6 protein-coding genes are annotated in these 8,510 nt (G+C 36.0%); 2 read left to right on the forward strand and 4 right to left on the reverse strand.

The genetic code is table 11. The features are described 5' to 3' along the window. Positions 1–106: 106 nt before the first annotated feature. Positions 107–721, forward strand: a complete 615-nt coding sequence (locus FD33_RS02900; RefSeq protein WP_025085815.1) for a LysE/ArgO family amino acid transporter — start codon at positions 107–109, stop codon at positions 719–721. Positions 722–985: 264 nt separating this feature from the next. On the opposite strand, the gene FD33_RS02905 is transcribed toward FD33_RS02900, so the two are convergent. The 4 genes from FD33_RS02905 to FD33_RS02920 form a co-directional block, all read right to left on the reverse strand. Beyond that, positions 986–2,938, reverse strand: coding sequence for a hypothetical protein (locus FD33_RS02905; protein WP_025085816.1), 1,953 nt, complete (start codon positions 2,936–2,938; stop codon positions 986–988). A gap of 133 nt (positions 2,939–3,071) precedes the next feature. Next, positions 3,072–4,853 carry an ABC transporter ATP-binding protein gene (locus FD33_RS02910; protein ID WP_056955737.1) on the reverse strand — a complete coding sequence of 594 codons (1,782 nt, stop codon included), beginning with the start codon at positions 4,851–4,853 and terminating at the stop codon, positions 3,072–3,074. Continuing rightward, positions 4,850–6,571 (reverse strand): ABC transporter ATP-binding protein, encoded by a 1,722-nt coding sequence (locus FD33_RS02915; RefSeq protein WP_025085817.1) that lies wholly within the window; start codon positions 6,569–6,571, stop codon positions 4,850–4,852. Before FD33_RS02915 ends, FD33_RS02910 begins: the two co-directional genes overlap by 4 nt. A 257-nt stretch (positions 6,572–6,828) precedes the next feature. Then, complete coding sequence (locus FD33_RS02920) at positions 6,829–7,683, reverse strand: LysR family transcriptional regulator (RefSeq protein ID WP_056955738.1); 855 nt, start codon at positions 7,681–7,683, stop codon at positions 6,829–6,831. A 110-nt stretch (positions 7,684–7,793) separates the two neighbouring features. On the opposite strand from FD33_RS02920, the gene FD33_RS02925 reads away from it, so the two are divergent. After that, entirely contained in the window at positions 7,794–8,279 is a 486-nt protein-coding gene (locus tag FD33_RS02925) for a GNAT family N-acetyltransferase (RefSeq protein ID WP_025085818.1), read from the forward strand. The last annotated feature ends 231 nt before the right edge of the window (positions 8,280–8,510 follow it).

Raw genomic sequence — 8,510 nt, forward strand, 5'->3', positions numbered from 1 at the left:
GGTTTATAAAAATAACTTGGTTGGTTACTATTTTTAAAAACACTTATATAATCATTATTGTGCTTAAATTATAAACCATAATTTGGTTGGCAAGGGAGGTAAAATTATGAACTTTTTTCTACAAGGACTAACTATGGGATTCGCGATTGAGGCGCCAATTGGTTTAGCAAATTTATTTGTGATCAATAATGCGTTAACTCAATCACGCCGCCGTTCATACATCGCTGCCTTTTTTGTGGCTTTCTTTGACATTGCTCTGTCAATTGCCTGTTTCTTTGGCATTGGGGCAATCATGAAGCAATTTGAATGGCTTAAAATTGCTATTCTTCTTTTCGGAAGTTTAATCGTAATTTATATGGGGATTAATCTTTTACGGGCTGAAGCTTCCGAAATTGGCAGTAAAGATACCGAATTAACCATGTTCAAAACCATTTCAACAGCATTTGTTATGATTTGGTTCAATCCACAAGCAATCATTGATGGATCACTGATGTTGGGGGCTTTTCAAGTCACATTACCAGTCAATAGTTATCCAATCTTCATTGGCGGTGTCGTCATCGCTTCATTTGTTTGGTTTATCGGATTAAATCTAGTCATCGCTAAGTTTAAAGATAAATTCAACGCCAAAGTTTTACGGACTATTAACATGGTCTGTGGTGCAGTAATCATTCTTTACGGTTTGAAATTGTTCTACAACTTCATTACATTGATAATTCATTAAGTATCAAATTCAAAGAGGCTATTAACAAAGGCTAACGTGGTCTTTTGAGCTTAAAACAAATAAAGCGGGTAATCGTATTTTGATTACTCGCTTTATTTTTGCTTTTATTTAATGAATGACCAATGTTCTATGCAATATAGTGGAAACGCGTTCCACAAGGCAACCTCCTGTGGTTTGCTACGATACCGAAATCACACGCCAAGTGCGCGTGTAATTCCGATATCTAGGCAAATCCTCGGAGGCTGAGCGCCCTTGTTCCACGCTCTAACTAATTGACTCGACTAGTGACCACTCCAATTGGGTAGTGTAATTGCCAGCTTCATGGACTCCATCACTGATATATAACTTTGGTCCTTCATGTTCTTGCCAAGCAACTGAATCAAGTCTTTGACCATTAACAGTTTCAGAAACTAGCGTGCCATTTTCATTCAGAACTTCATAACTACCATCTTGTGGATAATAACGCATCTCGGAATTTAGTACTTTTCCATCAGATTTAAAAGGATTTTTTTGTGACAAATATAAAGTTAAAGCCTGTTTATTACGGCGTTTATCATCTACTTCCAAATGACTACTTTCAATCTTATCCCTATCAAGTAAAGTATCAGTCGTATATGAATTAATTGTTTTATAGCTCCAATCATTCGCCTGTAAATTGATACTATTGTCAGCAAAATTCAATTGCAAACTTTGAGCTGGCAGGTACTGTCCTAGCAGATTATCACCAGTATCATAACCATTCACACTCACATTAGAATTGAACGATAAAATTTCATTTTTCCCAACTGTTGAATTGATTTCAATTGCGAAATCCTTTGTGGTTACGAAATTTAAATTACGTAAAGTCAGAATTGTACTCTGATTATTATCCGGATCAGACACACTAATATAATCTGTAAAATCTTGATTATTCACCTTAACATTATCAATTACCGAAGTCTTAGGTAACTTAATTTGTATTTCAGCCCTTGTCAAAGCCGAATTCAAATTACTATCCTTGACCGTAATTCGATGAATCACTTTATCATTCTCGGCTACATTATTTATGATTGTATTCTCACTATTGTGGTCCTCATAACTACTGTTAAAAATAGTATTATTAATGGAAATATCGGGAACGACATTTTTTCTAACACTCAAATTAGCTTTATTAGTAGTAACGGTCGTCGTACTATCACCACTTGTCACGGTCAAAACTGCATAGTATTTAGTTCCATTATCAGTAGCATAAACTGTATTAGCAGTTGTATACGTTAAAACATCACTATTATTGTTAGTTACGACAGTATCCTTACCCGCAATATCTACTTTATGCCAAACAACATTAGTTGGTTTTTCATCGAATTTTCCTTGTACCGTAAAAGTCGCTTTCTTACCTTCATCGACTGTTTGATCGTCCAATCCTCCACCAATCTTAATATCGACATAACCACTAACACTGGTGCCATCACTATTACTCATTGTCCCAGTCACTCGAACTGTTCCAGATTTACTATTGGTATTAGCCGTTACTAGTCCCGTCCTACTATCTACCGTTGCCAAACTAGTATCGTTAACCTTCCAAGTTATATTTCCCGTTGCATTATTAGGTGTTGGAGTCCCAGTTACATAGGTTGTAGCCGCACTGGACTGATTATTGTATAAATAATTATCATTAGCTTTCACACTCAAGGCAGTAGCATTAATAGGACTTGGAAAAGTAGTTATAAAGGCCACTTTAGAATAAACAATGGTATCTAGTAAACCTGGAATTAAACCATACCAACGTGTCATCTGTTGATAATAGACCGTTCCTACTTTAGTCGGCGTTATTATTAACTCTTTGGTTGTCTGTGACATTTGTGTCCAATTCTGCCCATCGGTCGATTGATACCAAGTATAATGTGGACTCGCCAACAAACCTAACAAGGCATCAACAACTGATCGACCTGAGTCGGTATACAGAGTTTTAGGATTATTCACATAAGTATATTGATTTTCTGGTTGCAAATTGTAACCCGAAGTCAACCAAATAAACAACAAAATTATTGGATCAGAAGTTGGTTCGTGATATGGAGTAACTGCCGCTTTTGCAGTGGTTACCGTAGGAATAACCTTAGATATAATTTCATTTTCAGGAGTACTTTTATCAAAGTTTGATTGATCTAAACTCATGGCGGTGAAAATCAGCATCATATTAAAAAGAGTACTAATTAGAATTTGACGTTTCCTTTTCATCTCCCTTACCTCTTAACCTTTTCTCAAGTTTACGGGTTTCCAGTAAAAAAGGCACTTTTATACTCTATTCCACAATAAATAGCCAGCAACTCTTTTTCGAGTCACTGGCCATTTTGTTCTTTATTTACGTAATTTAATCTGTCACCATTTGATTGCGATAAAGTCCGGCATAAAAACCATCCTCTGCCAACAATTTATCATGATTACCTTGTTCAATAATCGTACCATCTTTTAGAACAACAATCTTATCAGCGTTCAAAATTGTCTTCAAACGATGAGCAATAACGAAACTAGTCCGACCTTGAATAACTCGATCCATTGCCGCTTGAATGTTAGCTTCCGTGACAGTATCAACATTTGAAGTAGCTTCATCCAGAATCAATAATTGGGGATTAGTCAAAATCGTTCTGGCAATCGACATCAATTGTTTCTGACCAGCTGAGAAAATACTTTGCTCATCAGATACTTCTGTTTCATAACCCTTAGGCAAACTGGCGATGAACTCATGAATATTAGCCTGTTTAGCAGCATCGATAACACGTTCCATACTTGCTTCAGGGTCACCGAATCGAATGTTGTCCGCAATCGTTCCTGAGAATAATTGTGGATCTTGTAAGACGATACCAACATTCTTTCGTAGTTCTTTCAAAGAGAATTCACGAATATCAGTTCCATCAATCGTAATTCCTCCACTATCCACATCATAGAAACGATTCAAAAGGTTCATAACAGTTGTCTTACCAGAACCCGTTGGTCCGACTAAAGCTACCATTTCACCCTTATGTACAGAAATTGAAACACCATGTAAAATTTCTTTACCCGGTAAGTAACTAAAGTGAACATCATCAATTTGCAATTCATTTTTAATTCCAGCTAATGATTTACCGTCAGCGGGTTGAACTTCGTCTGGTTGACTTCTAACTTCATCAACACGACGAGCACCTGTGATAGCTAATTGAATCATTCCGTACAAACTGGTCAATGACATGATTGGTTGGTAATACTGTTGTGCGTAGTTAACGAAAACAACGACCAAAGCTAAAGCAGCACCAGTTGATAAAGTTCCGTTTAAAGCAAACCATGAGCCAAAGAAAATAACGATGGCTGTATTCAACAAGGCCATGCCCTGCATCAAAGGATTCAAAACACCTGACCAAATTTGACCGGACATAGCCGATTGACGAACTTTTTGATTATGTTTTCTAAATCCAGCGATTGAATCCTTTTGTAAACCATTGGTAATAATAACTTTTTGGGCGGTAACTTGTTCATTGATATAACCGTTCATCTTACCGATATCATCCTGTTGATGGTTAACCGCCACACCTGCTTTTTTCATAACAACTGCCGCAATGATTAAGGCGATTGGAGTTGATCCCATCGTTACCCAGGCCATTGTCACATTTTGATTAAACATAACAATTAGAATACCGACAAATTGGGCTACGGATAAGAAAATTTCAATTAAAGCCTGATTCATCGCATTAAAAATGTTATCCAAATCAGAAGTGTAGCGTGCCAAAATGTCCCCATCACTGTGAGAATCAAAATATTGTACTTGCATTCGTTGCATCTTACGGAATAATCCGACACGCATGGTACCAGTTGAATAAGCTGTAATTCTAGCCAAAATCATACTGGCTATCAATAAAGTACTGGCATCGCCCAAATACAAGACCAAGTAAACCCACAAAGTTTTATGGAAAGAACCCAAACTAGCATCTCCACGAGTCGCAGTATTCGTCCACTGTTGCAAGTAGGTTGTTAACTCAGAAACCGCGCGACCAAGATAAGTTGGAGCAATAACAATACATGCGGTTGAAATACCGATTAGTATTGCCGTCATGAGAAAACCAAACCAGTATTTTTTTAAATAGTGCCAATAGTACTTTCCTGCATTCTTTAAATCTCTCATGATCTTGCCCCCTCTCTAGCCTTTTGCGTACGATAGATTTCTTGATATACCGAATTATGAGCTACTAATTCTTTGTGATTACCATTTCCAACAATACGACCGCTATCCAAAACCAGAATTCGATCTGCTCGTAAAATTGAAGAAATTTTTTCAGCAATCACTACTGTAGTAGTCTTAGTTAAATCTCTATCCAAAGCTTCTTGAACTAATTTTTCTGATTTAGCATCCAAAGCTGATGTAGCATCATCCAAAATTAAAATCTTCGGCTGTGCAATAACACCACGGGTAATCGATAGTCTTTGTTTTTGACCACCGGAGAAGTTAGAAGAACGTTCTTCAACTGGTGCATCATAAGTTAAAGGTAACCGTTCAATAAATTCAGAAGCTTGAGCAACGTTGGCTGCCCACTGCATTTGAATTGGTGTAGCGTCTTCTTTAACTTGACGCAAGTTGGCTGAAATAGTTCCTGAAAACAATGTCGAACGCTGTAAAACATAAGCAACTGTTTTACGTAAAGATTTTTCAGAAAGTTGACGCACATCAACTCCACCAACTTTGATCGTACCGGAATCAGGATCATATAAACGGGCAATTAATTGAGCCAATGTCGTCTTACCAGATCCAGTTGCACCAACGATACCAATCATTTCACCAGCATTAACTTTGAAACTAACATCCCTCAATGTTGGCGCATCATCGCCAGGATAAGTAAAGGTCACATGATCAAACTCAATATCACCTTCAACTGGATCAGAATTACCCTCAACGTATGACATACTAGGATCAGTTTTCATGACTTCACCGATACGTCCTAGAGAAATATTAGCTCTAGAAGCCGCAATCATTAAGAAACCACCATTGATGACTGCAAATAGGATTTGCATTAAATAAGAAATAAAACTAGTAATCGCAGCTAAATAAGTAGGATGAATTGTTATATTTTGTCCAACTAGATAAACCGCCAAAACTACGGCAATATTAGCTGTTAAGAAGAATGCTGGCATCAAAATGGCAAAAGTATAACCGATTTTAGCTGTAACTTTCGTCAGACTATCCGAAGCAGCTGAAAACTTTTTAATTTCATGCGGTTCCTGCACAAATGACTTAACAACACGAATACCCATCAAATTCTCACGAGCTACCGTATTAACATTTTCAATATCTTGTTGTGTTTTCGCAAAATAGCCACTCATTTTTTTATACGTGTATAAACTAACTGCTATGACAATAATCATCATACCAATCAAGACCCACCACTGTTGTGGCATTGTGATCATGGCTAAAATGAAGGCTCCGACAAACAGCAACGGAATCCGACTCACTTGTTGAAAAGTCGCCATGACAATTTGCTGAATCTGATTAATATCATTTGTCATTCTAACAACTAAGTTTGACGCCGAAAACTTTTCCACATCTGCATAAGCGAAGGACTGCACTTTATCGTACAAATCTGAACGTAAATCAGTCGCTACACCCAATGCAACATGAGCCGAATAAATCGTATTGACAACCCCAGCAATAATTCCGATTATCGCTAAAATAATCAAAATTATTCCCTGTTGAAAAATAGTATCCTTATCGCCCTTCAAAATTGCATTCATAATTACTTGCAACAATCGTGGTTGCCAAAGTGTCGCAAACACTAAGGCTATGACTGAGATAAGCGCAATGTAAACATCTTTTCGATAACGCCTGATATATGGCATTAATACTTTCATTAAATTCCCCCCTTTTATTTAGTTCCAATCCAGTAAAAAAAAACAAGACACTTAGTAGCAATAGCTACCTAGCATCTTGTCCAGCCTCAAAAACAGACCCTCCGATGATTCTTCAGTTGAATTAAAACGTTAGTAGCTAATATTACAATGAATAAATATTAAATTCAAGCATCTTCCTTAATAATATAAAAAATGCCTAACAATTACCAAAATTTTAATCAGTAATTGTTAGGCATCATTAATAATATTTTTTCTATCTAAAACATTTTAATAAATTCAGAAATCAAATTGGATTTCTCTTTATAATCTCTAGTCAACAAATGAGCATGAACATGATTCACAATATCAGTTTTGACAATTCGTAACTTTTGATTCTTTATTTCATTTTCTACCATTGTTAATGGTAAATAACTAAATCCTAATTCATTAACCACCGCCGCCTTGATAGCCGCAATACCATCTAGGCTAGTAGTTCTAAATTGACGTTGATGTTGTTGCCAAACAGCGGTCTCAAATTGATTGCGATAACTACACTCTGGTTCATTGATGATAAATTGAGTATTTCTATCATTGAGCAATTTTTGAAATGAAACTTTACTATCAGTTGGTACCACTAAAACCATTTCTTGTTCGCCTAAATCATGATCAATCAGTTTCTTACTTGGACGACTAGGCCACATCATGAAAGCCACATCCACTTCACCACGCAACAATGTTTCTTCATTATGTAAACAAGTCGCATTTTGCAATTCAATTTGAACCTGAGGATATTTCTGTTTAAACCTCTTCAACATCGGTGCCACCATAGAAATAGTTAATGATTCTGGTGCCGCAATTTTTAGAATCCCTGTCTGTTCTACTTCTTGATTCCAAGTCTTGATTTCAGAAAAATTCTCTAATGTCTTCGTCACCAATGGTAGAAGTTCTATTCCAGTTTGCGTGATTATGACCTGTCGCTTTTGGTATTCGAATAATTTAGTTCCTAATTCTGCTTCTAAATTTTTGATCTGCATTGAAATATTCGACTGAGTATAACCTAATAATTCAGCTGCCTTTGAAAAATTGCGTGTCTCCGAGATCATTTTAAAAGTGGTTAACTCACGTATATCCATAATTTTGTCCTAACTATCAGTTATTTTGATAACATCTATTCTTAATATCAATTATACATATTAAGAATCTCATATTACAATTGAACCATCATTAAGAAATGAGGCTTTCCATGCAAATAATTCCTTATCAAAATAATCCTAAGAATCAAGCTCAGTTAGTCGATTTAATTAATTATTGTCAAAACATCGAAGCCAAGTTAGATATCAAAATGGCTGAACAGGACGATATTTTTCAAATTCCAACCTACTATCAAAAAAATGGCGGTAATTTTTGGATTGCTTTAGACAATAATCAAATTGTAGGTTCCATTGCTTTTTTGCCCTTAGACAATAAAACTGCAGTCCTAAAAAAATTCTTCACTTATCCACAATATCGTGGTCAACCTCACCATTTAGGTGCCCAACTTTATCAAACTTTATTGACCCATGCCAAACTAAAGTCATTCCAACGTATTGTTTTGGATACACCAGAAAAAGAAGAACGTTCACACTATTTTTATGAAAAAAAAGGCTTTCAACAAGTCACTTTAGAAAATTTTCACACTGACTATCCTTATCCTGACCGTGATTCCAGACTATATGTTCTAACTATTTAACCAAGTTTTGAACGTCATCAACTAATTTTTGAGACATTTCTAAACTCTGATGTATATCATTCACTACTTTAGAATATCCCTCTAATAGTTCCTTTGACTTAGGGTGATTGGGATAGGTTTGGTAGGCCAACTGTAAATCTAAAATTTTAGATATTTGAAAAGTTAGTTTTTACAATTTCGAAAATTTCAATAACAAGTTAGCCACTTGGACAAAATAAATTGAATCCAAGT

The sequence above is a fragment of the Companilactobacillus paralimentarius DSM 13238 = JCM 10415 genome, assembly GCF_001434985.1.
Lineage (GTDB): Bacteria > Bacillota > Bacilli > Lactobacillales > Lactobacillaceae > Companilactobacillus > Companilactobacillus paralimentarius.